At 37.0% G+C, this 25,965-nt stretch carries 24 protein-coding genes; 2 read left to right on the forward strand and 22 right to left on the reverse strand.

Annotated features, from left to right (window positions below):
• The 8 genes from MHI10_RS17765 to MHI10_RS17800 form a co-directional block, all read right to left on the reverse strand.
• Complete coding sequence (locus tag MHI10_RS17765) at positions 1 to 1,161, reverse strand: ATP phosphoribosyltransferase regulatory subunit (protein WP_340787767.1); 1,161 nt, start codon at positions 1,159 to 1,161, stop codon at positions 1 to 3.
• 591 nt (positions 1,162 to 1,752) lie between these two features.
• Positions 1,753 to 2,289, reverse strand: coding sequence for an acyltransferase (locus MHI10_RS17770; protein ID WP_340787769.1), 537 nt, complete (start codon positions 2,287 to 2,289; stop codon positions 1,753 to 1,755).
• Positions 2,290 to 2,291: 2 nt separating this feature from the next.
• A complete protein-coding gene (ppaX, locus tag MHI10_RS17775; protein WP_340787772.1) occupies positions 2,292 to 2,933 on the reverse strand; it encodes a pyrophosphatase PpaX in 642 nt (213 codons plus the stop codon).
• Positions 2,934 to 2,994: 61 nt separating this feature from the next.
• On the reverse strand, positions 2,995 to 3,816 hold the full coding sequence (lgt, locus tag MHI10_RS17780) for a prolipoprotein diacylglyceryl transferase (protein ID WP_340787774.1): 822 nt from the start codon (positions 3,814 to 3,816) through the stop codon (positions 2,995 to 2,997).
• A gap of 40 nt (positions 3,817 to 3,856) precedes the next feature.
• Positions 3,857 to 4,795, reverse strand: coding sequence for an HPr(Ser) kinase/phosphatase (hprK, locus tag MHI10_RS17785; protein ID WP_340787777.1), 939 nt, complete (start codon positions 4,793 to 4,795; stop codon positions 3,857 to 3,859).
• Between the two features lie 135 nt (positions 4,796 to 4,930).
• Positions 4,931 to 5,251 (reverse strand): c-type cytochrome, encoded by a 321-nt coding sequence (locus MHI10_RS17790; RefSeq protein WP_340787780.1) that lies wholly within the window; start codon positions 5,249 to 5,251, stop codon positions 4,931 to 4,933.
• A gap of 51 nt (positions 5,252 to 5,302) precedes the next feature.
• Complete coding sequence (locus MHI10_RS17795; RefSeq protein WP_340787783.1) at positions 5,303 to 6,166, reverse strand: YitT family protein; 864 nt, start codon at positions 6,164 to 6,166, stop codon at positions 5,303 to 5,305.
• A gap of 34 nt (positions 6,167 to 6,200) precedes the next feature.
• Complete coding sequence (locus MHI10_RS17800) at positions 6,201 to 7,439, reverse strand: EAL and HDOD domain-containing protein (protein WP_340787785.1); 1,239 nt, start codon at positions 7,437 to 7,439, stop codon at positions 6,201 to 6,203.
• Positions 7,440 to 7,671: 232 nt separating this feature from the next.
• Here MHI10_RS17800 and MHI10_RS17805 point away from each other — a divergent pair, with 232 nt between their 5' ends.
• A complete protein-coding gene (locus MHI10_RS17805; RefSeq protein ID WP_340787786.1) occupies positions 7,672 to 8,448 on the forward strand; it encodes an enoyl-CoA hydratase-related protein in 777 nt (258 codons plus the stop codon).
• Between the two features lie 53 nt (positions 8,449 to 8,501).
• Here the strand turns inward: MHI10_RS17805 and MHI10_RS17810 are convergent, their stop codons facing one another.
• From MHI10_RS17810 to MHI10_RS17850, 9 genes are all read right to left on the reverse strand, one after another.
• Positions 8,502 to 9,149, reverse strand: a complete 648-nt coding sequence (locus tag MHI10_RS17810) for a VTT domain-containing protein (RefSeq protein WP_340787788.1) — start codon at positions 9,147 to 9,149, stop codon at positions 8,502 to 8,504.
• 154 nt (positions 9,150 to 9,303) lie between these two features.
• Positions 9,304 to 11,280, reverse strand: coding sequence for a S9 family peptidase (locus MHI10_RS17815; protein ID WP_340787790.1), 1,977 nt, complete (start codon positions 11,278 to 11,280; stop codon positions 9,304 to 9,306).
• A gap of 172 nt (positions 11,281 to 11,452) precedes the next feature.
• The gene (locus MHI10_RS17820) at positions 11,453 to 13,000 is read right to left on the reverse strand and encodes a fatty acid--CoA ligase family protein (protein ID WP_340787791.1); all 1,548 of its coding nucleotides are present in this window, start codon (positions 12,998 to 13,000) and stop codon (positions 11,453 to 11,455) included.
• Between the two features lie 150 nt (positions 13,001 to 13,150).
• Positions 13,151 to 15,085, reverse strand: a complete 1,935-nt coding sequence (locus tag MHI10_RS17825; RefSeq protein ID WP_340787793.1) for an ABC transporter permease — start codon at positions 15,083 to 15,085, stop codon at positions 13,151 to 13,153.
• Entirely contained in the window at positions 15,057 to 15,830 is a 774-nt protein-coding gene (locus tag MHI10_RS17830) for an ABC transporter ATP-binding protein (protein WP_340787794.1), read from the reverse strand. Before MHI10_RS17830 ends, MHI10_RS17825 begins: the two co-directional genes overlap by 29 nt.
• 91 nt (positions 15,831 to 15,921) lie before the next feature.
• On the reverse strand, positions 15,922 to 16,905 hold the full coding sequence (locus MHI10_RS17835) for a sensor histidine kinase (RefSeq protein ID WP_340787796.1): 984 nt from the start codon (positions 16,903 to 16,905) through the stop codon (positions 15,922 to 15,924).
• Positions 16,905 to 17,609, reverse strand: coding sequence for a response regulator transcription factor (locus MHI10_RS17840; RefSeq protein WP_340787800.1), 705 nt, complete (start codon positions 17,607 to 17,609; stop codon positions 16,905 to 16,907). The genes MHI10_RS17835 and MHI10_RS17840 overlap by 1 nt, the downstream gene beginning before the upstream one ends.
• A 656-nt stretch (positions 17,610 to 18,265) precedes the next feature.
• Positions 18,266 to 18,754 (reverse strand): magnesium transporter, encoded by a 489-nt coding sequence (locus MHI10_RS17845; protein ID WP_340787801.1) that lies wholly within the window; start codon positions 18,752 to 18,754, stop codon positions 18,266 to 18,268.
• A 104-nt stretch (positions 18,755 to 18,858) separates the two neighbouring features.
• Positions 18,859 to 19,851, reverse strand: a complete 993-nt coding sequence (locus tag MHI10_RS17850; protein ID WP_340787803.1) for a lipoate--protein ligase — start codon at positions 19,849 to 19,851, stop codon at positions 18,859 to 18,861.
• 141 nt (positions 19,852 to 19,992) lie between these two features.
• Between MHI10_RS17850 and yhfH the strand changes: the two genes are divergently transcribed.
• A complete protein-coding gene (yhfH, locus tag MHI10_RS17855) occupies positions 19,993 to 20,118 on the forward strand; it encodes a protein YhfH (protein ID WP_008406441.1) in 126 nt (41 codons plus the stop codon).
• A 311-nt stretch (positions 20,119 to 20,429) separates the two neighbouring features.
• On the opposite strand, the gene MHI10_RS17860 is transcribed toward yhfH, so the two are convergent.
• From MHI10_RS17860 to MHI10_RS17880, 5 genes are all read right to left on the reverse strand, one after another.
• Positions 20,430 to 22,619 (reverse strand): YhgE/Pip domain-containing protein, encoded by a 2,190-nt coding sequence (locus tag MHI10_RS17860; protein WP_340787805.1) that lies wholly within the window; start codon positions 22,617 to 22,619, stop codon positions 20,430 to 20,432.
• An 89-nt stretch (positions 22,620 to 22,708) separates the two neighbouring features.
• Positions 22,709 to 23,281 carry a TetR/AcrR family transcriptional regulator gene (locus tag MHI10_RS17865; RefSeq protein ID WP_340787807.1) on the reverse strand — a complete coding sequence of 191 codons (573 nt, stop codon included), beginning with the start codon at positions 23,279 to 23,281 and terminating at the stop codon, positions 22,709 to 22,711.
• Positions 23,282 to 23,381: 100 nt separating this feature from the next.
• A complete protein-coding gene (locus tag MHI10_RS17870) occupies positions 23,382 to 23,882 on the reverse strand; it encodes a FixH family protein (RefSeq protein ID WP_340787809.1) in 501 nt (166 codons plus the stop codon).
• Positions 23,879 to 25,273 carry a sensor histidine kinase gene (locus MHI10_RS17875; RefSeq protein WP_340787811.1) on the reverse strand — a complete coding sequence of 465 codons (1,395 nt, stop codon included), beginning with the start codon at positions 25,271 to 25,273 and terminating at the stop codon, positions 23,879 to 23,881. The genes MHI10_RS17870 and MHI10_RS17875 overlap by 4 nt, the downstream gene beginning before the upstream one ends.
• Complete coding sequence (locus MHI10_RS17880) at positions 25,270 to 25,962, reverse strand: response regulator transcription factor (RefSeq protein WP_340787814.1); 693 nt, start codon at positions 25,960 to 25,962, stop codon at positions 25,270 to 25,272. Before MHI10_RS17880 ends, MHI10_RS17875 begins: the two co-directional genes overlap by 4 nt.
• Between the last annotated feature and the right edge of the window lie 3 nt (positions 25,963 to 25,965).

Raw genomic sequence — 25,965 nt, forward strand, 5'->3', positions numbered from 1 at the left:
CTACACCTCCCTACTTTGAAATTCATTCACTACTTCAAATTGCACTTTTAACGCCTCTACATCGATAATTCCTTCATATGCTTGGAGTGTTACTTGCTTTCCTTGCTCGCGTAAGAAATTTGCCTGTATAAGCGCCTCTGTAAATCGGTCAGCTGCAAATAGAACGAGCACATGATTATTTTCTACTTCGATTTTGGGCATCACTTCATATAGTCTGTCTACCCGTAACCCAAAGCCAGTTGCACCTACATTGGAGCCGAAATGTTCTAGTAGTCCATCATATCTTCCGCCGTTGCCTAGAGGGAATCCACTACCCGCTGCAAATATTTCGAACAACATGCCAGTGTAATAACTCATATGACTAGAAAGTGTAAAATCAAAGGCAATGTACTGCTCATATCCTGCTTGTGCTAAAATACGTGATAATTTTTGCATATATTCGAGTGCATCATTTTTACGCACATATCGCTCAATCGTTTCCATTGACGGTAAACTAATCGCTTCTTCAATATAAGCTAACAATGCATCCGATTTTGTTTTCGGTAAATCAAAAGCATGTACTGCCTCTTCAAATCCTACAAAATTGCGCCCAACGAGCAATTCATTTAACTTTCCTGCTTGTTCCGCGCTTTCCGTATAATCTTGTAAAATACAGCTTAATACGCCTGCATGCCCAATCGTTACTTTAAACGAAGTAATACCGAGTGCCTTTATTAAATCAATGGCTGTCATAATGACTTCTGCATCTGCATAAACCGACTGATCCCCAATTAATTCGATTCCCATTTGGTCAAACTCTGCTGGTCGTCCGCCTTCTTGCTGTTGTGCCCGGAATACGTTCGAAAAATAAGCTAAGCGTTGTGGAATTTTTTCCTTTAATAATTTCGACGTCGTCACACGTGCAATTGGTGTTGTCATATCTGGGCGAAGTACGAGTGTATTGCCTTGACTATCGACCAATTTGAATAATGATGCATCGGATATCGCAGACGCTTTTCCTACTGTATCGAAATATTCGACGGTTGGTGTTTTTATAAATTCGTAGCCGCGCGCTCTCAAAAGATTGCGTCCCGTAGATCGAATCAACTCTAATTTTTCATATATTTGTGGAAATGTATCGCGCATCCCAAGCGGCTTTTCAAACATTTTTATCGATGACATTTTGACACATCCTAAGCTATTATCTTTTTCTTAACCTTTTTATATAAATCCTCTAGTACACTTCACCATGCTAGAGTGTTAAATAACTAGTGTATGAAAGTATTTTACTGCTAGTTCTACATATAGTCAACATATTCACAAAATTTTCATTATTTAAATTTTCTGATATATCTTTTTATTATACCTTAATCGTTACTATATGAGTACGGATTGTTTAAGTGAATCGTGTGGCGATCCGTAGATATTTCCTTTCTATATAAGTTAAACAAAAGATTCTATCCTTATGATGTAAATATTTTAATAAAACTTCTAATAAAGTATTCGCTAGTTTAGGCTGGCTAAGCACATGAGGCGCACAGACAATGTTTGCACAAATCTGTACGACTCATCTTTGTGCGCATGTAGCAAGGCTAGCCTTGTATAAAGTTTTTCGTTCTAAAAAATCTTACTCAATCGAGTGCGTCGCTGCCGTGGCAGGCAACGTATTATTAGTCAGATCTTCATTCTAATGGGATGTTAGTTTCATAAGTTCAACATATATAAATAGAAAAAAGCAAAACCAGTCAATAGGTTTTGCTTTTTTCTTTATTTCTATTTTTTATTATGCCAAATCGGTTGATCCTGCTTTTTTCTCTCCAATTGTTGCTCTGCTGTGAAAATTATCCGCATTGGATTTCCACCGACCATGCTGCCAGCTGGTACATCTTTATGCACAAGTGTTGCTGCAGAAACGATTGCATTATCCCCAATTTTTACACCAGGTAAAATCGTTGAATTTGCCCCAATCATGACGCGACTCCCAATTTCAACATCCCCGAGACGATATTCCTCAATCAAATACTCATGCGCTAAAATGGTCGTATTAAAGCCAATGACTGTATTATCGCCGATTGAAATACGCTCTGGAAACATCGTATCAGGCATAACCATTAGCGCAATGGATGTTTGCTTACCTATGCGCATCCCTAAAAAGGTACGATATAGCCAATTTTTCATAGACAAAAAGGGCACAAAACGTCCTATTTGAATAATGATAAAACACTTCATCACCTTCCAAAAGGATACTGTTTTATAAATATTCCAAAGTGAATTCGCTCCGTCTACGCGATAGCGCTCCGTCCTTCTCATATTTAATCCCCTTTCACAATTTCGATTAAATCATGCATATGTTGGAGCATATAATCTGGATTAAATTGCTGTAAAAATAATTCTCCTTTTGCAGACCAAGCGACTCCCGCCGTTCGTACCCCGGCATTTTGGCCTCCCTCAATATCATGCGAATTATCACCAATCATAATCGCTTGTTCTTTCGTTACACCTAATTTTTGCAATGCTAGTAATATCGGCTCTGGATGAGGCTTTACATGTGTAACATCATCTATTCCTACAATAACATCAAATAAATGACCTGCTCCTAACACCTTCAATCCACGGGCTAACCCGTCCTGACCTTTCGTAGACACGATCGCTAATTTTATCCCCGTTGCATGCAGTTGCTCCAGTGTTTCTAAAACCGCATCATAGCCTTTTACAAGCTCATCGTGATGGAGGGCATTCCACTCTTTATATTTGACAATCATTTCATCTGTTTTACCAGGTGTTAATTCGTCAAAAGTCTGCTGCAATGACGGACCGATGAATTTTAAGCAATCTTGCGTCGAATATTGCCCAGGAAATATTTCGTCAAAAATCTGCATAAATGTTTGGACAATCAAATCATTTGTGTCGAGTAATGTTCCGTCAAAATCAAATAATAATGCTTTCGTTTTCATCGCGATGCCCCTTATTTCTTTTAGAAAAACCGCTCGCAATCATGCAAACGGCTTTCTACTTTTATTTTTTATCTAAATAGCGTACAACTGGTTTAACAGTCATACGTCGGTAAACAATCGCAATAATACCCACCGCAATACCAATAATGGATACAACCTGAGCGGAACGTAAATCGCCAATTAAATATAAGCTATCTGTACGTAAACTTTCGATGTAGAAACGTCCAATTGAATACCAAATTAAATAGAAGAAAAACATTTCCCCACGACGCCAATTTAATTTACGCGCTACAATTAAAACGATAAACCCAATTATATTCCATACCGATTCATATAAAAAAGTAGGGTGCACATAAGTTTTTTCATATTGGATATACATTTGCTCAATTATCCAATTAGGAAGGAAAAGGCCTTCTAAAAACTCACGTGTTACAGGACCACCATATGCTTCTTGGTTGACAAAATTGCCCCAGCGTCCAATAATTTGACCGATCAAAATACTTGGCGCGGCAATATCTGCAAGACGTAAAAAGCTTACTTTTCGTTTTTTCGTGAAGAAATAAGCAGTAATAAATGCACCTATTAATGCACCGTGAATCGCAATACCACCATTCCAAATTTCGATAATGCGACCTGGATTGGCACCATAATAATCCCATTTCATGGCGACATAATAAATACGCGCCGACAAAATGCCAATCGGTACAGCCCAAATTAAAAAGTCTGCAATAAATTCATCGTCCAGCCCTAAACGGACCGCTTCTCTTTGTGCAAGGAAATAGGCGAGGACAATTCCTATTCCAATAAGTATCCCATACCAATTCACCGGTATTGGACCTAAGTGAAATGCAACAGGATTAATCGTTAATAACTGTGTGACCATCTTATTCTCCCTTCAATTATAAAAAATTAGGAACTTGAAATTAATAATCATCCATCTCATCATTTGCGGTAATCATATCATCTAATCGACGTGAAAATTCTTCGGCAGCATTGACGCCCATCTTTTTCAGACGATAATTCATTGCCGCTACTTCAATAATGACCGAAACATTTCGACCAGGCTGTACTGGAATTGTCAGCTTCGTCACTTCCGTATCAATGATTTTCATTTTTTCTTCATCTAAACCAAGACGATCATAAAACTTTTCGGGATCCCAGTTTTCTAATTCGACAATTAGCGTTATTCGTTTATATGGACGAATAGCACTTGCACCAAATAGTGTCATAATATCAATAATGCCTATGCCCCGAATTTCAAGTAAATGCTCTAATAATGGTGGAGGGCTACCAATGAGCATACTTTCTGCTTCCTGGCGTATTTCTACGCTGTCATCCGCTACAAGACGATGCCCTTTTTTAATAAGCTCCAATGCGGTTTCACTTTTTCCGACGCCACTCTTCCCAATAATTAATACGCCTATTCCGTATACATCGACAAGCACACCATGCATAGCCGTAGTTGGTGCGAGCTTGCTTTCCAAAAAGTCCGTTAAGCGACTTGAAAATCTTGTCGTAGTAATCGGTGTCACTAAAACGGGCACATTGTTTTCATTGGAAGCCTCAATCAATTCTTGAGGCACGCTCATATTGCGAGAAATAATAATCGCTGGTGTTTCATCCGAACAAAGTTGTTTCATGCGTTCCTTTTTTTCGACTGTTGGCAACATTTCAAAAAAGGATAATTCCGTTTTTCCTAAAAGCTGCACTCGATTTGCAGGATAATGCGTAAAGTAGCCAGCCATCTCAAGACCAGGCCTCGAAATATCGCCTGTCGTTATGTATCGACCAATTCCTTCTTGTCCACTTACAAGCTGCAAGTTAAACTTTTCCATAACATCTTTTGTAATCACTTGAATCATAAATAGGTACGCTCCAATCTATTTTTCATCTAGTAAATATTTTATCATGTATAGCGCATTTACTACATGAAAGTTGTCTTATATATCCAATAAAAAAACGATGAAGTACAAGAGTACCCCACCGTTTTATTTTAATTATTTTAATCCTGCTAAATAGTTTGCTGCAGCTTCAGCTTCCTCGCCTCTAAGTAAACCAGCCGGCATCCCTTTATCTGTACCATTAATAATAATATCCAAAATTTCTTGTTCCGAATATTTTGCGCCTAACTTGTCCAATGCTGGAGCATTTGCACCTTGTAATTTACCACCGTGACAAGTAGCACAAGATTTCACAACTAATTTTTCACCATTAGGTTCCGCTGTTTCGCCACCAGTAGATGAATCTTTATCGCCTCCACCACATGCTGCTAAAAATAGAGCCGAACCAAAAATTAATGTAAGTAAACTTTTTTTCATTTTGAACCCCTCCAATAATGAATTACAACTACAGTACTCATTATACCAAACTTATACACGTTTGAAACCTTCACCCAACACTTCATAAGCATCCGATACAATCACAAATGCTTTCGGGTCAACTGTTTTCAGCACTTGTTTCAGCTTTGTGAACTCTGTTTGATAGACGACGACCATCAATACAGGGCGATCTTTTCCAGTATATCCTCCGATTGCTGGAATTTTAGTAACACCGCGTTTAATTTCTTTATAAATTGCATCTCGAACTTCATCTTCATCATTCGTAATAATATACACCATTTTTGACTGGCTAAACCCTAATTGTACGATATCAATTGTTTTGGTCGTAACGTATAAACCAATAAGCGCATATAAGCCCTTTTCTAAATCAAACACGAGTGCAGCACTTACCGCAACAACACCATCAATAAGTAAAACACTTGTCCCTAACGTTAATCCCGTAAACTTTGTAATAATTTGAGCAAGTAAATCCGTTCCACCTGTCGACGCATTTCCCTTAAATACGAGGCCAATTCCTAACCCTACAACGATGCCGCCAAAAATAGCACCGAGCAAAGGATTGAGCGTCCACGCATCCCAATCACCTGTAATAATTACAAAAAGCGGTAATGTCAGTGTTCCGACCAATGATTTCAAACCGAATGTTTTCCCTAAAACGAGTACACCAGCGATAAATAATGGAATGTTAAAGGCATATTGGACAATGCCCGCATTCCAACCAAATAAACCATTCAAAATCGTACTAATCCCACTAACGCCACCAGATGCTACTTGGTTTGGAAATAAAAACAGATTAAATCCAAGTGCAACAACTGCCGCACCAATAAGTACAAATACATATTCTAAAATTGTATCCTTCACTGTATTGTACGAGCTACTTTTTAATTCTGTCATACAAATCCTCACTTACTTATACTATCTTGTTTCTTTAATCGAATATTAATGCATCCGCCACCCAACTTTTTACCTCTTCATACATTGGGAGTATGCAATCTTTTGAAATGTTTAACCCTTCTGCAAGCTCATTCATTCGAGCCCACTCTAACTTACTTAAAGCTATACTAAATTGTAAATAAGGCTGCATTTCTGTGTCATTACCACTAATTGTTTCCACAATGCTTTCTGATAGCGGTAAGTATTTTAAAACATCATTCATTGGACGTTTTAAAAGGGCGTCAATTAATGAGAACAAGCCAATTAAAAAGTACTCTGAAAAGTTCTCTTTATAATTTAAACGAGCAATTTTTTCACAAACTTTCGCTCTGAATAAGGAAGCACTCATTAACTCAATAAATACATCATCATCTTTATTGATATTAATTTCACGCATCGCTAATAAATAAATCCATTTTCGTAGCTCTGTTAGTCCCAATAGTAAAATCGCTTGCTTAATTGAGCGTACTTTTGATATTGAACGTTTTGATGAATTATTAATGAGCTGTAATAATTTATAAGTTAAAGAAATTTCACGTTCTATATTTTCAGCTAATAAATTAATATTCGGCTCTTCATCATTTAAAATCGAAATAATTTGGAAATATTGAAGGGCATTGGTAGGTATTTCTGTCGATTTAATAATTTGTGGTTGTTCAAAGAAATAGCCTTGAAATAAAACATAGCCAGAATGCTTTGCCACTTCATATTGCTTACGTGTCTCCACTTTTTCCGCTAATAATTGGATTTTGGGAAATTGCTTCTTAATTTTATTTTCAATTTCCATACGTTCTAATATTGGCGTTAATAAAAAGTCAATTTTTATATAATCAACGTTCGCAAATAAATCATTGTATATCAAAACTTCTTCATTCATAATAAAATCATCGAGCGCAAATCTAAAGCCATGTTTTCGCAGTTCTATAATGCGCTGAATTAACTCTTCCGTAATCGGAACATCTTCTAACACTTCTATAACGACTTGAGATGGATTTATGTAATCAAGCGTTGTATCCATCAATAAATTTTCTGTAAAGTTCACAAAGGAGGGCTTCCCATTTGTTACATTATCTATGCCCATTGATAAAAATGAGTTGATTAAAACATCAACAGTTGCTGTATCAGCATCGACCATTGGAAATACATTTTTTTCGCTATTTCTATATAATAGCTCATAGGCTACCACTTGTTCCTGAGCGTTAAATATTGGTTGTCTTCCTATAAAAACTTCCATATCATTTCCTCATTTCACACCATAAATTTATATTTTTCATTTAGAGCATGTTTACACACACTACAAATACGAAGATCAATTTTAACTCTTCATCTATAATAACAAGATTTCCTAATCGATTTTAATTTCAGTCTTTTTTACTACTGTCAAGTTATATTTTATTCCATTGTAATATTTCCCGATAACATTGTACTATATTAATAATAAAAAGAAAAATATGGAGGTACTCATTGTGAATATGATTCAATACGAGCAAAAAGAGTTTGTTGCATATATTACGTTAAACCGTCCTACAATGCTGAATGCCTTTAACTTCGAAATGCTTGAAGAATTGAGAAGAGTAATTGAATCCATCCAAATTCACCCCGATATTCGACTTGTCGTTATTACAGGTGCTGGTGAAAAGGCCTTTTCGGTTGGAGCCGATTTAAAGGAACGTAAAACACTTCCTGATGCATTTGTAAAGCGAAACTTAAATCGCTTTGGTGAAGTATTTTCTTTAATTGAACAACTTCCTCAACCAACGATTTGTGTTTTAAATGGCTACGCATTTGGTGGCGGCTTAGAATTAGCACTTGCTTGTGATTTTCGCATTGCTGCCGATCATATTACATTAGGCTTAACCGAAACCAGTCTTGGTATTATACCTGGTGCTGGTGGCACGCAGCGTTTACCTCGTCTTATTGGAGAAGCAAAAGCAATGGAGCTTATTTTAACTGCGGCACGAATGAATGCAAATGAAGCATTAAGTTACGGTATCTTAACAAAAGTTGTATCAGCAGAGAACTTACATGATGCAACAACTGACTTTGCTACTAACATCTTACGCAATGCACCGATTGCAATTCAACAGGCAAAGTTCGCCATTAAACAAGGTATGAAAACAGATATCCAAACAGGGTTGCAGATTGAACGAAAGGCCTATGAACTTACTTTACCCACTGAAGACCGGATTGAAGCATTAAATGCCTTTTCAGAAAAACGCCCCCCTAAATTTAAAGGACGATAAAAAGTGACTTAACAAAACAATTTCCACGTTTTGTTAAGTCACTTTTTAAACTTTTACTTCGCTTTTTTCTTTCTCGAACCAATTGCCCCAATAATAGCTGGCAATACTGAAATAACGATTATTAAAATTAAAACTGTTGAGAAGTTATCTTTAATAATCGGGATATTTCCGAAAAAGTATCCTAATAATGTGCAGCTCATTACCCATAAAAATGCACCAAACACATTATAAAAAAGGAAATATTTATAATTCATGCGGCTTGCACCTGCGATGAACGGAATAAATGTACGAATAAATGGCATGAAACGGGCAATGACGATCGTTTTTCCACCATGTTTATTAAAGAATTTTTGGGCAATTTCCATGCGCTCTCGATTAATAAAGCGTCCGATAAAACTTTTTTCTGGAATCGACATCCCAACTTTTTTACCGATGTGATAATTGACCGTATCACCAATAACAGCAGCGACAAAAAATACAATTAATAGCGTCGTTAAATTAAATGCCCCTAAGGCCGCCATTGTACCACTAGCAAAAAGAAGCGAGTCTCCTGGTAAAAACGGCATAATAACAATACCCGTTTCTACAAAAATAATCCCAAATAAAATTCCGTAAGACCAGTTCCCAAATTGTTGAATGATTTCAACTAAATGCTCATCAATATTTAAAATAAAATCAATCAAACCATAAATTATTGACATCTTATTTCTCACTTTCGGCTTAAATTTTCTTTACCATTTTAACATATTCGTATTTATGATGCGCTATATCCCCATCATTATTTCAATAGTTAAGACGAATTTATTGCCTACTAGTTGCATGTGCTCCCCTTAAAAATCTGTAACATCCGCTGAATCAAGCTAAATATTGCTTAAACCACCCTGTTATTTGTGCTAAGCGTTCAAGGCGTAAGTTTGGTGCGCCATTTCTAGATAAATTATGATCACATTCAGGGAATCGGACAAATTCAACTTCCTTACCCATGCGCTTTAATGTAACATGTAATTGCTCTGCCTGCTCGATTGGGCAACGGAAATCACGTTCTCCATGCAAAATAAGTAATGGTGTTTCAACTTGTGCAGCATATTTTAACGGGGAATGTTTCCATAGCTTTTCCACATTAGCCATATCCGCTTGCATTTGCCACTCCGAAAAGTAATAACCAATATCCGATACACCATTGAAGCTAATCCAATTTGAAATCGAACGTTGTGTGACCGCAGCTTTAAATCGATTTGTATGACCTACAATCCAGTTCGTCATAAAGCCACCATAGCTTCCACCGGTTACACCAAGACGGTTGTCATCTATCCATGAATAATTTGCCAATGCATAATCGACACCCGCCATAATATCTTCATAATCCCCACCGCCATAATCACCGCGCACGGCATCCACAAATACCTGGCTATAACCGTGACTACCTCGAGGGTTTACATAAAGTACACCATAGCCTTGTGCCGCTAATAATTGTAGCTCGTGGAAAAATGTATTGGCATATAAAGTATGTGGTCCACCATGAATTTCAACAATTAAAGGATATTTTTCTCCTTCCTTAAATTGAGCTGGTTTCATCATCCAACCATGAACAATTGTGCCATCTTTTGATGCATATGAAATTGCTTCTGGTGTAACAAGCTGTACTTCATTTAAAAAAGATTCATTAAATGTCGTTAACTGCTTCTTCTCACCTGTCGTAATATCAAAATCAAATAGCTCACCTGGGAACGTAGCATTTGATGCCGTTATTAACGCACGATTGCCATTTTTAAAAATCATATAGCCATAAATATGTTCATTTTCAGGTGATGCAGGATAAATAGCACCGTCCAATGTTGCATAGTAAAGACGTACATCACCACTTGTTGATACTTGGAAATACAAATCATTATTTTCAGTCCACATTACGGCTGGCGCATCTACATTTTGCTGCGTATCAGCAACTGAATAATCACCAACTGGGGCATCAAAGCTCTCTGTTAATTTTTGTGTCAAACCCGTTTCACGGTCATATACATAAATATGCCTATGAGTAGCATTTAAGAAGGATTGATCTGCCCCTCTATACGCAATATAACGATCATCCAATGAAAATGTTGCGCCTCCGTAGTTGCCATCTGCTTCTACCAATACTTTTTCTTCTTTCGTTTCTACATTTACCAGATAAAGTGGTGTGCGGAAAACATCGTCTGTATTTTCTACACGATTCACACTAATGACTAACCATTTACCATCCTGAGAAATGCCTTGAATAGAATGAGCATAATCCCCTTCTGTAAATGGCGTAATTTCTTTTGTCTTTAAATCGATTGTAGCAATTTGTGAAAAGCGATTTTGTTGCAATAACCCAACGCTATCCGCTTTATATTTCATCTTATCGACTATGTAAGGCTTTAGCAGTTTAGATTCTTCCTTCTCCTCTTCTTGTGTAATGGAAAGCCCTCTTTTTACTGAGCTAGCAATCCAAATTTTATCCCCACAAGGGCTCCATAAAAACTCTTGAACGCCATTTGGTAGCGTCGTAAGTACCTGTGCTTCGCCACCTTGACGATTCATTAGGAAAAGTTGATTTTTTTCATTGCGATTCGATAGGTAAGCGATTTGTTTCCCATCTGGTGACCAAGCAGGAGCTGTAATCACTTCATTGCCGAATGTCCATTGTACGACTTCATTTGTAGCTAAATCGATATGGAATAAATGTGCATTATAATTATTTTCTTTTTCATTTATTTGCGTGCGAACAAATACAGCCTCTTGTTCACTTGGCGCTAAAACTGGACTTGTAATCGATTGAATTCGGTATAAATCTTCCTTTGTTAAATACGTTGTCATATTCAAACACCCCTTATTTATTTCGGTTTTCGTAACAGTTATTCTATCATTAAATACTTATTATTGGAATGATTATTTTATATTTTTAGAATATTGTAATATCATTTTTTTGTAGGAAGTATCCAAACTAAAAACCCACCATTTCAGTTCGAATGATGGGCTCTGTCAATATTTATTGTTTCACAGCTTCTTTTAATGAACGGCGTAAAATTTTCCCCGTTGTATTTTTGGGTAACTCATCGATAATTTCGATCACTGTTGGAATTTTATATTTCACGATATGCTTTGCACAGTAAGCTTGAATATCTTCCACTTTCGTATCATGATCTTTCAAGACAACGTATGCATGTACAGCTTCACCAAAATTTGGATCTGGGAACCCTACTACGGCCGCTTCGACAATGCCTGTATGCGAGTAGAGCACTTCCTCAACTTCTCGCGGATAAACATTGTAACCGCCGACAATAATCATATCTTTTTTTCGATCAACAATATAAAAATAACCTTCTTCATCACGTCTCGCTAAGTCGCCTGTATATAGCCACCCGTTACGAATTGCCGCCGCTGTTTCTTCAGGCATTTTATAATAGCCTTTCATCACATTTGGTCCACGGACAATTAATTCTCCTACTTCACCTACTGGAACTTCTTCACCGTTTTCATCAACGACTTTATTTTCGACATTCAAAACGGATGTCCCAATCGACCCCGCTTTTCGTTCGCGATCCGTTGGGTTAAAGCATGTAACGGGTGAAGCTTCTGATAAACCGTAACCTTCAGACACTCGGACATTAAACTTCTCTTCAAAACTATGAAGCAATGTTACCGGTAATGAAGCGCCACCAGAAATGGCTAAACGCACACTTGAAAATGCATTTGCATCGCCATCATATTGATATAAGAAGTTGTACATTGTCGGAACGCCTGCAAAAATTGTCGCTTTATAAGCAGCGGTCAGTTCAAATATTTCAGCTGGGCTAAAACGCGGTGCAAGTAGTAACGTTGCACCTTTCATTAATGGCGCATTGACGACAACCGTTAACGCAAATACATGGAACACCGGCAACGTTGTAACGACGCGGTCATCCGCTGTCATTTTTAAATATTCACCAACATCACGCGCATTCGAATAGATATTTTCATGTGTCAGCATCGCACCTTTTGGCTGACCAGTCGTACCCGAAGTATATAAAATAATTGCTGTATCATCTAGATCAACAGCTACTGGCTCGACCGTATGACTTGTCGCGCTTAGTACTTGTGTAAATAATTTTGTTTTCGCTTTTGCTGCTTCACTTAAAGCTGCATATTTTTCTGCTACATCTGGTGTTGTTTCACATATGATATAGTCCGTCACTTGCGGGAATCCTTGCACCCCTGCCTCCACAAGTGGTAATAACATATCTAGTGCAATAACAACTTTTACATCACCGTTTTTTATAATGTAAGAAATTTCGTCCGGTGTGTAAATGGGATTAATCGGGATCGCTGTCGCACCAATTCGCATCGTTGCATAGAGCGAAATTAAATAATGCGGTGTATTGCCAAGTAAAAAGGCAATATGATCCCCTTTTTGTACCCCTAAATCTTGTAAAGCTGCGGCAAACCTGGCAATCGTTTGTTCAAACTCGCCATAAGTAGTGCCTTGTCCTAAAAAATAATACGCTGTTTTTTCTGGTTGTTCGAGAGCTTGTTGTCTAATGTTTTCAACTAAATTCAATACACCCATCCCCTTATGCGTAAAATGAATAACTATTCACTTAATTAGCATTATAAAATAAGTATTCTGATAAAACAATACCTATTTTACCAACCATTACAATTATTCGTTAAAAAAATCCACTTTTATCTACTATTAACAAATTTCTTGTTATGCTCGAATATGTGAAATATAACGCCAGCGTATTAAAAAGAAATAGACAATCTGAATGCATCCAATCAGTGTAAAGGAAATAACCCCTTCTTTTACGATGGAAAGATTCATCACATCATGTAACACCGTTTGAATGACAAGGAACGCGAATGCACTATGCACGAGGGCTAGCCCCCAAGGAAGGAAAAATTGAATGCATAAAAAACGAGTGACTAAATTTTTCATTTCGCGATCTGTTAAGCCAATTCGCTTTAACATATTAAATTGTTTTTTCTTCTGATCTAAGTTTGCATATAATTTAAAATACACAAAACTTCCTGAAGCAAGTAAAAAAACAGCGACAACAAGAATCCCTACAAGGGTAAATAAAGAGTAGGTTGCTAATATATAAGAATAATTTAATCCCGTATTTTCATAATAAAATGGAAGTGAATACACATCGCTTAATACATACTCTCTCGCGACCATATGATGAATGTCGACACCGATTTCTTTTGTCTCCATCCATTTTGGTATATCGAATGTGAAAAGGTGATAGCCAGGTTTCAAGTTTAGATAATGAGCAAACGGATTGATTAAGTTTTCATAATCCTCGTCACTAATAATAATTGAGTTACTGCTTATAATAGCTGTTGGGAAAAACATTTTTGGATACACACTATTAATTGTCAGCTCGACGTTGTTTTCCACTAACGTCGTTTCAACAACTGTATTTGCTAAATCCTTTATTGAATCCTCTGAATATGGAATAAACATAGCTTCTCCACTTTTTAAATTAACGAGCGGATACTTGTATGAGAACAATAGATGGTTCACATCAGTTTCTCTAAAAACCTCCACAGGATTTGATGTGAACGAGGAAGTTTGTCTCTTTACCGAAAAACGGGTCATTTGATAGCTAATGCCATTGTCCTCAAGGCTTTCAATTAACGATACAATATGTTCTCGTTCATACGGATTGTCAACTTCCCCTTTATAAATCATCCCGAGTGGATTCAGTTTATCGTATTGCGAAGTATAAGAAGACATCGCCGACAGAATACCGACCGTCAAAAAAGCCATTGTTGATACAAGTGTTACGATAAAGAACATCCCTGAATTTCCACGCACAATTTGCACCTGCTCAGCAATTGCCAGCATCCGTGACTTTTTCCAATAATACTGTTTTCGTCTTTTAATAAGATCCATAAAATAAAGTGTCGTATCCGTAAAGAAAAAATACGTCCCGACTGTCACAAAAATCGGGACGAGCAGCGTGTAATTAAAAATGGATGATTTCGTCGTAATTAGCGCTAAAAAATAGCCCAATGCGATTAAAAAAACCCCAAAGAAAGCTTGTTTTTTGGAATAGGCATCCGAAACATCAACAATTTTCGGTCCCTTTAATACGTCAATAATTTTAATATTTGGCGTGAATATAACGCTAATTACTGAAATAACTGTGAACGCACTTAAATAAACAAATAGCGTTAAAACAAATGGTTCCCATGATAAATACAAAGGCAAATCCGTTAAATTTAAAATTTCACGTACAATCATGAAAAAGAATTTCGAAAATGCGAAACCAAAAAGAATTCCTGAAATACATGAAAGAATACCGATTGTCATCGTTTCAATAAAGATTAATTTGCTCAATTGATTACGGCTCATGCCTAAATGTAAAAAAATAGCAAATTCCTTTGCACGGGCCTCTAAAAATGCACGCATTGAATAAAAAATAAAAAACCATGAAAACAACACTAATATGACTTCTGCCAACACCATTCCCGCGATGGAAACTTCCCCTAGAAAACCTCTTTCAATTTCAGGATGAAACATGACCATGGAATAAATGAAAAAAACAAAGACAGAAAAGAAACTCGCCATAAAAAATGCTGCATAGTTACGAAAATTACGGAAAACGTTACGGTAAGCGAATTGAAGAAAAGTCACCGACATGTCCTCCTAATAAACTCAATACATTCAAAATTCGTTGGAAAAATGTTTGTTGTCGATCGTCTTGATAAATTTCATTAAAAAACTCGCCATCTTTAATAAACAACACACGATCACAAAAACTTGCCGCAATCGGGTCATGTGTTACCATCACAATCGTTGCACCATTTTCCTTATTTACTTTTCCGAGCAACTGTAAAACTTCACGTGTTGAATTGGAATCTAAATTACCGGTAGGCTCATCGGCTAAAATAATGGTTGGCTCATGGATTAGCGCTCTCGCTATCGCTGTCCTTTGTGCTTGACCACCTGATATTTCATTAGGCCTTTTTTGCAATATAGCCGCTAAATCTAGTTTCCTGCTTAATTGTTGCAAGCGTTCTTCCATCACTGAAACGGGTTGCTCATCAAGTGTTAATGGCAAAATAATATTTTCTTCCACAGAAAGCATCGGCAATAAATTGAAATCTTGAAATACAAAACCAAGCTGGCGTCGGCGGAAATAGGCAAGCTGCTCACTATTTAACGTTTGCGGCTTTGTTCCGTCAAAAATAATTTCACCTGAAGTCGGCATGTCCACCATTGAAATCATATTCAGCAATGTTGTTTTACCACTACCTGATGGACCCATAATGGCTACAAATTCACCTGCTTCAACTTCAAAACTTAATTGATTCAGTGCACGCTTCGTTACTTTTCCTTCATACACTTTCGTTACTTCATTAATTTGTAAAATTGACATTTGCATCCCTCAATTATTGTGTTTTCGTGTTAGTAAATCCCCAAGGCAGCACTACTTCAAAGTTCATTTCATTTCCTTGCTTTACTTTCCCCTATGAATTAAAAATGACTTCGATTTTTGTACCTTGTCCTACCTCTGAAGTAATCAACAGCTGATGCCCTAACTTATCACAAGTTTCTTTCGCAATATATAAACCCATTCCTGTGGATTCACCTGTTTTGCGACCGTTTTCTCCAGTATAAAAGGCTTTTGTCACTCGTGTTAAATCTGATTTTGGAATACCAATGCCTTCATCTTGAATCGTTAATATGATTCGCTGGTCAAACTTGGTACTTGAAATCGTAATTTTCTTATTCGGTTCAAATGTGTATTTCACAGCATTTGTAATAAATTGATCCAGTAAAAAACGGAGCCATTTTGGATCACTCATCACACTTACATTTTCATCCACATCGACATTGGGAAACACACGATTTGCAATAAATAATCGTTTATTTTCATTTATTACAGCCGTTACAATCGCTTTTAAAGGTACTTCGACAATTTGCATATCTTCTTCAAAGTTTTCTAATCGCGCATTGATTAACACCATTTCAAGTCCGCGCTTGAGGCGATCTACTTCTTCTTGCACACTTTTTTTATCGAGTTCCCCATCTTCTTGCAATAACAGCTCTAATACAGATACAGGAGTTTTCATTTGATGTACCCATTGATTCATAAATTTATATTGTCTCGATTGCGTCGCGTAGAGCGATTGAACTTCATGCTGATACAATTTATATAATTCATGTAAATAGCGCTCTGTTAACGCATATTCCGCGGTCTTTGCATTTTTTTGAAGTGCATCCTCCATCGTTGTTGGGCACTGTGTAATTTTGGCTAAATATCGACGCCTTAACATATATCGTACAATTAAAAAAGAAGCAATTAACAACATATTAATCGCAATAGCATAAATTGCGGTTTCCTTACTGCGAAATCCTTCAAGCCAAAACAATGTGATTAAAAATACCGTCATAAATAATTGGAATAATACGTAAGAACCGTGCTCTTTCAAAAATAATTTGACGGCCATTACATTTCCTCCGTACTTAACATAAAACGATAACCTGCACCGCGAACTGTTTCAATACTAGAAAGAATATCGTAATCCGCTAATTTTTTTCGTACACGGGTCATATTCACATTTAATGTATTTTCATCAACGAATGCTTGATCATCCCATAACTCTTCTAATAATTGATCACGGCTTACAACTTTTGGTGCCTGTCCCATTAAAAGCCCTAAAATAACACATTCCTTCTTTTGAAGTGGTACAGTTAAATCCTTTATTTGTAATTCCATTCTTTCTAAATAAAGTGTTAGTTGCCCTTGCTTAATCGTTCGTTCTTCTTGACGTATTGAATATTCCCCATACGTCCGACGTAAATGGCTACGAATTTTAGCGAGCACAATTTCATAGTTAAATGGTTTTGTAATAAAATCATCGCCGCCATTTTCAAGTGCAAAAATTTGATCCATTTCCCCTGATCTGGCTGAAATAAATAATATCGGACATTTCGTATATTGACGCAGTTTTCGACACCAATAATAGCCATCATATGTAGGTAAATTAATATCAAGCAGTACAAGGTGTGGATTAAATAATGTGCATTCTTCAATCACCTGTTCAAAATCTTTTACTATGGCCACTTCATATTGGTATTTCCTTAATGTTTCTGCTAATAACGATGCGATTTTCACATCATCTTCTACAACGAAAATTCGGTGCTTTTCCATAAGATCACCTCTCTAATTAATGAAAGCTTCCTCTTTCAATAGTAACACTAAAAAAAGTACACTCAAAGTTATGAGCGTACTTTTTCTATAAAATTAATTAAAGAATCTATCATTAATAATCCTTTCTAATAAAGGGGGAGTCGATTTCCATTCCGGGTCGGACGCTTTCCGCGGGCACGGCTCCAACTAACTTTTTACGGGACACGTCCCGAAAAAAGTGGATTTTCCGCACATGCTGTTCCTGCAGGAGTCGCCTCCCCTGCATTCCAATCAACTCCTTCTATTCAAGTTTGTACCACTAAAACTCCTAATCATTTGCTCGAATATGAAGTTAGTTTTCGCTACTCAATATTTTTATTGAAATACGAACTCGGCAAAAGAATTAGAATATTCCTTGCACAATGGGCAAAATTTAGCGAGAATGACGCCGCCTCCCACGGCAAGCGGCGCAAAACGCAGAAAGTTTTTAGAAAGGCAAAACTTTATATAGGCTGGTCTTGCACAAAGCACAGAGATGAGTCGTACAGATTTGTGCAACAAATCGGTGCGCCTCATGTGCTTAGCCAGCCTAAACTTGCAAATACTTTATGAGAACATTTATATCATTAAGATAGATTCTTTGGTTAAACTCATATACATAATTAGTGCACTAATTTTCACCTCTCCAAAACGATACAATACTCCTCTTTATATTGTTCATGATTCCTATCATACATTTGTAAAAGTTGGTCTAGGGTTAGTTCTCCAAAGGAATATCTACTATACGGTATATTTAAGTCATTATTATCATGACCAATCCATACTCTCCATAGTTCTATTATCTGATCTTCTTTTATATTTTCTTTTAAGTACTCCAGCAATTGGTTTAATCTCGATTCCGAATAGCCAAACGTCACCTCATAAGTAAATGGATAACTTGTATAGCCGCTCACATTATAGTAAGTGTCCTTTGTAACAACCAATTCATTTAAATCATCTTCATTTTCGGCATATAATATTTGAGCGTCCGGGTCTATATTCTCCCAAGGTACAAACTCATTTGGCTTTACACCTAATTCAATCGCTTCCTTAGCCGTAATGCTTTTCACTCTCGATTCCACTTCTGGCATTTCAAAGTTTGTAGCAATGAATGAACAATAACTCATTTAACTCCCCCTAAATGTAATCCTTACAAAATTATCTACCTATTAACTCCATAAGAAAGAGCTATTCTTCTTTTTGAAGAATAGCGCCTATTAGTTGTCTAGAATTAATAAATTAATTGTAAAAATTCCTCTTTTGTTACGCCACCGAAATAGTTTGGAATATCTACCGTATTAAGCTTGTCCTCAATTGCTGCTCGGTCGTATTTTGTACTGACTAATAATTGTTCGATTTCTTTCACATCACCTACACCGAAAAAGTCTCCAAATACCGTGATTTCTTCAATAATTCCCTTATTTACTTCTAAGCGAATATCGATGCTACCTGATGGGAAGCGTTGTGATTTTTGGATATTGAAGCGCGGTGATTTTCCGTAGTTCCAATCCCATTGTTGATATCGACTTTTTGAAATTTCATGAATCTCCGTCCAATCGGCTTCTGTTAATTCATAGTATTGAATATTTTCTTCGCCACCGAAAATTGACTTTAAAATTTCCATGCGGAACTGTTCTACTGTAATTTTTTCAGGTAGGAAATCAATAATATTCGCTACTCGAGAACGAACTGATTTAATTCCTTTTGATTCAATTTTATCTTGCTTCACTTTTAACGAGTTGACTACCGCATCAATATCTAAATTAAACATTAATGTACCATGGCTAAACATACGGCCGCGCGTAGAATATTGCGCATTGCCAGAAACCTTTTTACCCTCTGCTAAAATATCGTTACGACCCGATAGTTCTGAATTCACGCCTAATTTCGCAAGTGCATCTACTACCGGCTGCGTAAATTTTTTGTAGTTATTAAAGCTGTCCCCATCATCTTTTGTTAAAAAGCTGAAATTTAAATTGTTCAAATCATGGTACACAGCGCCACCACCTGATAGACGGCGAACGACAATGATGTCATTGTCTTCAACGTAATCTGTATTAATCTCTTCAATCGTATTTTGATTTTTTCCGATAATGATCGATGGTTGATTAATATAGAACAGTAAGTAATCATCTTTTTCAATGTCCATATTTTTTAATACATACTCTTCAATTGCTAAGTTAATTCGTGGATCTGTAATACCTTTGTTATCAATAAAATACATGGTTCCTCGCTCCTTCACAATTTATCCATATTTATTTTAACGCAAATTAGGCATTTTGTGTTGACGAAATAAAACTGTTATAATACAATAAGTAATATCAACAGAAGTCATATAACAGACTTAAAAAAAGGAGGGGCCACAATGTTAGAAAACGTAGTCGAATTTTTCAAAAACTTACCAGATAAAATTTGTGTACAATGCGGTGACAAAATTGAAGAACAAAGCGAGTGCTACAGCAACAATTGTGATAAATGCAACTCTTTATAATCATCGTTGATACACCATTAGAAAAAACAACTTGCTAACACCTTCATCTTAGATAAAGATGAACCTATAACAAATAGCTTACATTCATTCCACGGGCACGCTCAAAGCTCGTGGATTTTTTTGTTCCATAATCACTGATTTATCCTTCTAAACCGGGTTTTATCCATCAAATTTTGGATTCTATCCAAAACTTTTCGGATTCTATCCGTCACTTTTCACTTTCTATCGAACACTTTCGTATTTTTATCCGTCTCAACGAAAAAAAAGCCCTGCTGCATTTATTAGCGCAACAGGACATTTCCTTTTATTGATTATTTACTTTCCACATGATGTTTTGAATAACGCTTTTTATGAATTAGCGCAAAGTAGCCAAATGTAATCGCTAAGAAACTTACTAAATACGCACCTAAAACCGACCAGTTCATCATTAAGAATGAGTTATCTCCCATTGAAATAGCAGATTTAAATGCTTGAACTGTGAACGTCATCGGTAAAAACGTATTGAAAATATGAAGCTGTTCTGGCAATAGTTCAAGTGGGAATGTACCCGCGCTTGTTACTAATTGGAAGATTAAAATTAAGATTGCAATGAAGCGACCTGGATCTCCCAACATTGATACAAGCATTTGAACTAATGCTAAAAATGTAAAGCTTGTTAAAAGTGTTGTTAATATAAATTGAGGCATGTTTCCAACTTCTAAACCTAATCCCCATACAACAATTGCAATCGTAATGATTGATTGAATGATACCTACGACCGCTAATATAGACACTTTACTCATAAACCAGCTCGCACCATTTTTCGGAATAATCGCTGGCTCGACTAATGGGAAAACGATTGAAATTAATAGCGCACCAACAAATAATCCTAATGAAATAAAGTACGGAGCAAATCCTGTTCCGTAGTTCGGTACATGATTCACAGCCGTTTTTTCAACTTCCACTGGTGAACCGACCATATTATACATATCCTCTGTCGGATGAATATCGACCTTATCACTTGCTTCTGTTAATTTTTCCGTCAATGTCGCTGTACCATCTGCTAAATCTTTTGTACCATCTGCTAAAGTTGAAGAACCTTCTGCCAACTCACCTGATTTTTCTGCTAATAACGACGTACCATCATTTAATTTATTCGAACCTGCCACAAGTGTATTTAAGCCTGATGCTAAATCATTTGCTCCTTGTGTCGCATCAACAGCACCTTTACTTAGCTGCTGTAATTTTTCTGCTAAAGTGGAATTCCCAACTGCTAAAGAATTGGCCCCTTCAAGCAGTTGTGGAGAACTATTTGTAAGCTGCTCAATACCTGCTGCAAGTTGTTTTTGACCCGCATTTAAACTTTCTGCGCCTTCGCTCAGTGCGGCAATTTTGTCATCAAGACCATTCGTACCTGTATGAAGTTGTGTTAATCCACCACTTACTTGCGTACTGCCCGCTTGTAATTGCGCTAAAGCTGTTTGTATTGCTGCTTGATTTTCCTCTGGCAATAACGGGATAACTGCCTGTAACTGCTCGGCTAGCTGATCAATACCGCCTGTAACATTTGCAGAACCGTCCGCTAATGCTTTTATTTTATCATCTATATTGGCAGTGCCTTGAGCTAAAGCTGCTAAATTAGAAGATAAGCTTTCTTGACCAGTAGTCAATTCATTTTGACCATTTGCTAGTTGCCCAACCCCATTAACATATTGGTTAAGCCCTTGTTGTAAGGTATCCGCCCCCTGTGATGCAGTCGTTGCACCTTCCGCAAGTTGACTACTACCATCTGCAATTGTTGCTACACCCGTAGCTAAAGCGTTTGCTCCAGTTGCTGCTTTTTTTGCACCTTCAGTTAATTCAGACGAACCATCCGATAATTCAATTGTGCTTGAAGCTAATTGTTGTAAATATCCTTTTAAATCTGTTGCACCGTCGACAATTTTTTGTGCACCTTCATCCAATTCACCTGCACCATCTGCCGCTTCCGTAAAGCCATCACCTAAAGTTGTAATGGAATCAAATAACTTTTCAGCGAATGTTGCCGAAACTTGTGCATTTACTTCCGCTTTAATGCGGTCCATTGCTGTTTCCCCAATTTGAGCACTTAAGAAGTTAAAGCCCTCGTTTGGAATGTAATCAATTGTTAACTTTTGAGGTGAATCATCTAATAATGTTGTGACATGCTGTGAAAAGTTTTCTGGAATTTTAATTAAAATATAATATTTGCGATCTTTTAATGCTTGCTCTGCATCTTTTTGATCGACTTTTTCAAATTTAAATTCCTTACTATCCAAGAGATTTTCAACGAGTTCATCACCGACTTGTATCGATTCGCCTTCCATCGTAGCGCCTTTATCCTCGTTGACAATTGCTACAGGCAAGCTTTTTAAATTGGCATATGGATCCCAAAACGCCCATAAAAACATCCCTGCGTAAAGCACCGGAACAAATAGTACTGCAATTGTCGCCACAAGCATTTTTCGCGTTTTTAACAACTTTAACCATTCTGCTTTAATCATTAATTCCCCTCCATAAAATACTCATTGACCGAAAACGTCATTTGGTCAATCTAGCTAAAAAATAAAATCACCTCTGTAAGAAGTGATACTTACTTTTTCGCTAAACCCCGAAATATTGTTTCTTTAAATAATGCTAAAATCTCTTCTTCTTTTAATGGCTCTTCATGCGTCGTTTGCCAGTCTACGATGAATGCAAGATACGTTTTAAATAGCATATAAGAAACATGTTCTTTATTGCAATCAATTATTTCATCTCTTTCAATCCCTTTTTGAATGCGGGCAGAAATATAGGAAATAATTTCTCGCTCAATTTCTAACAGCATCTGTTTTACTGCTGGCGTTCGTAGCTCTTTTTCCTCTTCTATGAGTTTCGCAAACAATAAATGACGCTCCCTGAATTGAAGCATAGTCATTAATGAAGTATGAGCTTTGTGTATAAAACTCGCATTGAAGTCAATCGATTTATCTGTTTCTCTCTTCATTTCATCAATTAAATTTAGTACTACTTCTTGGAAAAGGTCTTCTTTATTTGCGAAAAACGTATAAATTGTTCCCTTTCCAACGTTCGCAATTTTAGCAACTTGCTCGATTGTTGTTGCTTTATAACCAAATAACGTGAAAGATTTCGTTGCAGACTGTAAAATTTCCTGTCGTCGATCCACTTACCCACCTCCATAAATAAACGATACTATCGGAAATGACCATAAAACCATTTCGGTCATCTGGTCATTATTATACACCGATATTATTGAATTGCAATGATTAATGACTATCTTTTTCCTCAGAATCTGTATTTTCTTCATGTCCAGCGCCATGGTCCATTGATGCTGAGCTTTTATCTTCTAAAACTTTACTCATATCGGGTTCCCCAATGACTAATTGTTGCTTTGGCATGACATGTAATCCACGCGCTGTTGTGTGGGCAAACATATAATATACACCGTCATGATCAAATGTATAATCGACCGCATAAATCCCGTCTTCTGTTAATTTTCCGTCTAACATTTGACCGTCATCGCGCAAGCCTGATTCCCACACTTCAAACTTTACTTCCTCTGCATCATCTACCGCTTCATCGCCTTGTGTCACACGCGCCGCAAGCTGAATTGTTTCGTTTACATTTAAATGCTCAGGTGTTTGAATTTCAACTACAACTTCTACCGGCATAACGCCATTATCTAATGTGTCGATTTCTTGCTCTTCTCCTCCACAGCCAAATAATAATACTGGAATTGCTACTAAACTATACATCCACTTTTTCATTCTAATTCCTCCATTGTTGGGAGCGTAATGATTACGTCCGTTCCTTTTTCTAATGTGCTTTCAATTTTTAATTTACCTTGGTGCTGTTTAATAATTTGTTCGACAATGGATAGACCTAAGCCACTGCCCCCATCCGAACGACTACGCGCTTTATTGACGCGGTAAAAACGTTCTGTAATATGCGGTAAATCTTCGGCAGGTATTCCTATTCCGCTGTCCGTTACCTTAATGACAGCCTCATTATTAATTTCTTTCGAATCAATGAAAATCACTGCGTTTTCTTGAGAGTAACGGATCGCATTTTCGATAACATTTATAAACACTTGCTTTATTTTTTCCTCATCACCCATGACAATCACTTCTTCTTCAAGGTCTGGTTCAATTTGAATATGTTTCGCAATTGCTAGATTTTGTAGCAATGACACCGCATCCCGTATCGTTTCGGCTAAAACAAGTGGCTCGGCTTCAGCTAATTGGATTTTTTCATCTTTTCTTGCGAGCTGCATCAACTCATTTGTTAAACGTTCCATACGGGCAGATTCACGCGCAATGAGCCTGATTGCTTCATCCCGTTTCTGTTCCGTTATATAGCCATTTTGAATCGCTTCACTATAGCCCTTTACATAGCTAATCGGTGTACGTAACTCATGGGATACCGTTGCAAGAAAGGACTTTTGTGCTTCATCTTCCTGTTGTATGGAACTTGCCATCTGGTTAAAGGCAGTGGAAAGTGTGCCTATTTCATCTTTGGATGTTACATCAACTCTTGTTGCATATTCTCCCCCCGCCATACGATTCACCGCTTGTTGTAAATTTGCTAACGGATTTAAAATTTTGCGCATTCCTTGGTACACAAAAAATGCTGCTACTAATAAAAACATCACCGCACCTGTTATAAGCAATATCACTTCATCTTTCGCCAGTTCTGAAATTTTCGCTAACGGATAGTATAAATAAATAATTCCTTCTAAACGATTTTGATCAGTAAATGGTAAAATGACTGAAATAATTTGGCGTTCAAAACGTGGCTCATACCCCATTTTTATAACCGTATTTCCTGCTATTAATTGCTGACGTTCGGTCGGTCCTACTAAAGCATCGTAGTCTACATCAAACGGGACACATGCACTCAACTCACGTGGATTTCTCACCGCAAATATTGGAATATTTGAATACGCCGCATAATGATCAATCGCCCCAATTAGCTCGTCCGTTACTTTGCCACCTTGATACATCGTTTGCAGCTTTTCACCGACTTCTACCATCGTAATCTTTGTATCTTCAACATAAAGTTGCTCATAAAGGAAATTTGTAAATATGTACATGAATACAACGGTTGCAGTCAAAAACAAAACAATGAGCAACCAAATTTTTGAGGACAACTTTTTCATATTGTTTTTTCAAAGCGGTATCCAATTCCCCACACCGTTTGAATATAGTCGCTTGCTTCCTTTGATTTTTTCCCTAGTTTAATACGCAATGTTTTTATATGCGTATCCACCGTACGAGTTCCACCTGCGTAATTCAGTTCCCATATTCGTTCCAAAAGTTGCTCTCGTGAATATACAGTATTTGGATTTTGCATAAATGAATGCAACAACTCAAATTCCTTTAAAGTAAGTGTCACTTCGCCCTCATTAATGAACACTTTCCGAGATATTTCATCCATTTTTATAACACCGCATTGTAAAAAGCTCGCTTCTACTTGCTGCATGACCAGCCCTGTTCTTCGTAATACCGCTTGAATTCTTGCAATTAATTCATTTGTCGTAAAGGGCTTGACGATGTAATCATCACCGCCAATTGTTAGCCCTTTCACTTTATCCTCATTTGCATCGCGTGCTGTTAAAAAGATGACGGGGACTTGCCCGATTGCTTGAATCGCTTCACATACTGCAAAACCATCTTCACCAGGCATCATCACATCGAGCAATACTAAATCAATTTTCTGCTGTGTTAGGATATGATAAGCTTCCGTCCCATTCGCAGCCATTTCTATCGTAAAACCTGATTGGGATAGAACAACGTCAATGAGCTGTCTCATGTTTTCTTCATCGTCTACAATTAATATAGTTGCCATCTG

The organism is Solibacillus sp. FSL K6-1523, from assembly GCF_038005225.1.
Lineage (GTDB): Bacteria > Bacillota > Bacilli > Bacillales_A > Planococcaceae > Solibacillus.

What these genes read in the sequence shown, in the direction of transcription:
- MHI10_RS17880 (WP_340787814.1), bottom strand. Translation starts at nt 25,962, where the DNA reads ATGGCAACTATATTAATTGTAGACGATGAAGAAAACATGAGACAGCTC.
- MHI10_RS17810 (WP_340787788.1), bottom strand. Translation starts at nt 9,149, where the DNA reads ATGTCAATAATTTATGGTTTGATTGATTTTATTTTAAATATTGATGAG.
- hprK (WP_340787777.1), bottom strand. Translation starts at nt 4,795, where the DNA reads ATGATTCAAGTGATTACAAAAGATGTTATGGAAAAGTTTAACTTGCAG.
- MHI10_RS17830 (WP_340787794.1), bottom strand. Translation starts at nt 15,830, where the DNA reads ATGTCAATTTTACAAATTAATGAAGTAACGAAAGTGTATGAAGGAAAA.
- MHI10_RS17765 (WP_340787767.1), bottom strand. Translation starts at nt 1,161, where the DNA reads ATGTCATCGATAAAAATGTTTGAAAAGCCGCTTGGGATGCGCGATACA.
- MHI10_RS17815 (WP_340787790.1), bottom strand. Translation starts at nt 11,280, where the DNA reads ATGACAACGTATTTAACAAAGGAAGATTTATACCGAATTCAATCGATT.
- MHI10_RS17770 (WP_340787769.1), bottom strand. Translation starts at nt 2,289, where the DNA reads ATGAGAAGGACGGAGCGCTATCGCGTAGACGGAGCGAATTCACTTTGG.
- MHI10_RS17790 (WP_340787780.1), bottom strand. Translation starts at nt 5,251, where the DNA reads ATGAAAAAAAGTTTACTTACATTAATTTTTGGTTCGGCTCTATTTTTA.
- MHI10_RS17875 (WP_340787811.1), bottom strand. Translation starts at nt 25,273, where the DNA reads ATGAAAAAGTTGTCCTCAAAAATTTGGTTGCTCATTGTTTTGTTTTTG.
- MHI10_RS17845 (WP_340787801.1), bottom strand. Translation starts at nt 18,754, where the DNA reads ATGAGTTATTGTTCATTCATTGCTACAAACTTTGAAATGCCAGAAGTG.
- yhfH (WP_008406441.1), top strand. Translation starts at nt 19,993, where the DNA reads ATGTTAGAAAACGTAGTCGAATTTTTCAAAAACTTACCAGATAAAATT.
- ppaX (WP_340787772.1), bottom strand. Translation starts at nt 2,933, where the DNA reads ATGAAAACGAAAGCATTATTATTTGATTTTGACGGAACATTACTCGAC.
- MHI10_RS17870 (WP_340787809.1), bottom strand. Translation starts at nt 23,882, where the DNA reads ATGAAAAAGTGGATGTATAGTTTAGTAGCAATTCCAGTATTATTATTT.
- lgt (WP_340787774.1), bottom strand. Translation starts at nt 3,816, where the DNA reads ATGGTCACACAGTTATTAACGATTAATCCTGTTGCATTTCACTTAGGT.
- MHI10_RS17860 (WP_340787805.1), bottom strand. Translation starts at nt 22,619, where the DNA reads ATGATTAAAGCAGAATGGTTAAAGTTGTTAAAAACGCGAAAAATGCTT.
- MHI10_RS17835 (WP_340787796.1), bottom strand. Translation starts at nt 16,905, where the DNA reads ATGGCCGTCAAATTATTTTTGAAAGAGCACGGTTCTTACGTATTATTC.
- MHI10_RS17840 (WP_340787800.1), bottom strand. Translation starts at nt 17,609, where the DNA reads ATGGAAAAGCACCGAATTTTCGTTGTAGAAGATGATGTGAAAATCGCA.
- MHI10_RS17850 (WP_340787803.1), bottom strand. Translation starts at nt 19,851, where the DNA reads ATGTATTTTATTGATAACAAAGGTATTACAGATCCACGAATTAACTTA.
- MHI10_RS17795 (WP_340787783.1), bottom strand. Translation starts at nt 6,166, where the DNA reads ATGACAGAATTAAAAAGTAGCTCGTACAATACAGTGAAGGATACAATT.
- MHI10_RS17800 (WP_340787785.1), bottom strand. Translation starts at nt 7,439, where the DNA reads ATGGAAGTTTTTATAGGAAGACAACCAATATTTAACGCTCAGGAACAA.